Here is a 1709-nt window from a genome sequence, read left to right as displayed (position 1 = left end):
TGTTAAAGCCTCCTTTGTAGGGGCCGCGCGCATCTCTCACCCGCGGCAATTCTTGTTCGCATCGTATTGTAAACGCGTTTGCTCAACTGTGCATCAAATTGTTACGGTTCGGAGCATGAATCTCGACATTCCCGACATTTTCGCCCGGTGAACGGTCGTCGAGGACGGTCTCCTCCATCGTTGCTCCACAGACGGCGGCCTTGTTGCACGTCTTGCCTGCGAATGCTCGAGGGGCGGGCGCGCTGAGATATAATCGGAGACGACCCACAGAAAGGAACCCGCATGAGCGAAACGACCGAGCACGCCTTCGCAGCACCCGCCTCCTCGCCCGCATCGTCGCACGTGCCCGCTTGGCGCGGACACGGCACCGTCCCGGTGAACCTCGTGCTGGAAGGCGGCGCCATGCGCGGCCAGTTCACGGCCGGCGTGCTGGACTTCTTCATGGATCAGAAGCTGTTCTGCGAGCGCGTCATCGGCGTGTCGGCGGGTGCGCTGTGCGGCTACAACTACGTGGCCGGCGAAGACGGCCGCACGTGCTACCTCAACACGAAGTACTGCGACGACTGGCGTTATCTGTCCATGAAGAGCTTCGTGCGCACCGGCAACGCCTGCGGGCGCGAGTTCGCCTTCGACGAGATCCCCAACCGCCTGGAGCCGTTCGACTACGCCGGGTTCGACCAGTCGCCCATGCAGCTGATCGCCGTTTCCAGCGACCTCGTCACCGGCGAGGCGGACTACCACCCCTTCGCCGACTCGCTGGCCGACCTGCCCTACCTCATCGCGTCGTCGTCCATGCCGCTGGTCAGCCAGATCGTGGACGTCGACGGCAAGCTGCTGCTGGACGGCGGCACCTGCGACAGCGTGCCCATTATGTACTCGATGCTGACGGGCGCGCGCAAGCACATCGTGGTGCTCACGCAGGCGACCGACTACGTGAAAGGACCGAACAAGCTCATGGCCATCCTGCGCCAGCGCTATGGACTGTACCCCCACTACCTCGAGCGCCTGCAGCACCGCCACTACGAGTACAACCGCACGTACCGCGCGCTGCCTCGCCTGCACGATGCCGGAAAGCTGTTCCTCATCAGGCCTCCCGAGCCGGTTACCGTGGGCAGCATGGAGCGCGACGCCGACAAGCTGTTCGCGCTCTACGAGCAGGGCTACGCCGAAGCGGCCCGTCGCTGGCCCGCGCTCCAGGCGTACCTGGAGGCGTAAAGGCCGGCTCAGCGCACCCGCATCGCAAGGCGTCCCGTTCGCACGAACGGCCTGCGCATGTGGCCCTCTTCCCGCGCAGTTGTCCGGCGCACAGCGGCGCGCCCGCGCCGAAGCCGCAGGACGTCGCGCCACGCTCTCGCCCGCATCGAAGCCGCAGGACGTCGCGTCGCGCTCGCGCCCGTGTAGAACCGCGCCCGCGCCCCCACCGCACCACGGATGCGCAGAACCGGCGGAGCCCGCGCGGGCGACGCGATCCGGCTCCGACCCCTCCTCGCCTCGAGGCACCCTGATGCGCTCAAATGTTTCACGTGAAACAATCTGGTGCTTGAGAACAGATGTTTCACGTGAAACATTCGGATCCTTCGCCGTTTCTAGCGGTTCGCCAAGGGCGGCTCGATCCCGGTGCCCCCTCTTTCGCGGCATGCGGGGGCGGGACTCGCGGGCGGAGCGCGAGGCGCGCGGGACGGGCAGGCAAAGCGCAGGGCGCGCGGGAC

General features: G+C 66.2%; 1 protein-coding gene. It reads left to right on the top strand.

Going from position 1 to position 1709, the window contains the following annotated elements:
* The first annotated feature begins 282 nt into the window (after positions 1–282).
* The gene (locus ACMO6A_RS13395) at positions 283–1215 is read left to right on the top strand and encodes a patatin-like phospholipase family protein (RefSeq protein WP_114516725.1); all 933 of its coding nucleotides are present in this window, start codon (positions 283–285) and stop codon (positions 1213–1215) included.
* The last annotated feature ends 494 nt before the right edge of the window (positions 1216–1709 follow it).

This window comes from Eggerthella sp., from assembly GCF_048329335.1.
In the GTDB taxonomy this organism is placed as follows: domain Bacteria; phylum Actinomycetota; class Coriobacteriia; order Coriobacteriales; family Eggerthellaceae; genus Eggerthella; species Eggerthella lenta.
Note: the sequence above shows the minus strand (reverse complement) of the source record. Positions and strands in the feature narration are given on the sequence as shown.

Bases quoted from the DNA above. Each gene is read 5' to 3' on its own strand.
- ACMO6A_RS13395 (WP_114516725.1), top strand. From the start codon at position 283: ATGAGCGAAACGACCGAGCACGCCTTCGCAGCACCCGCCTCCTCGCCC.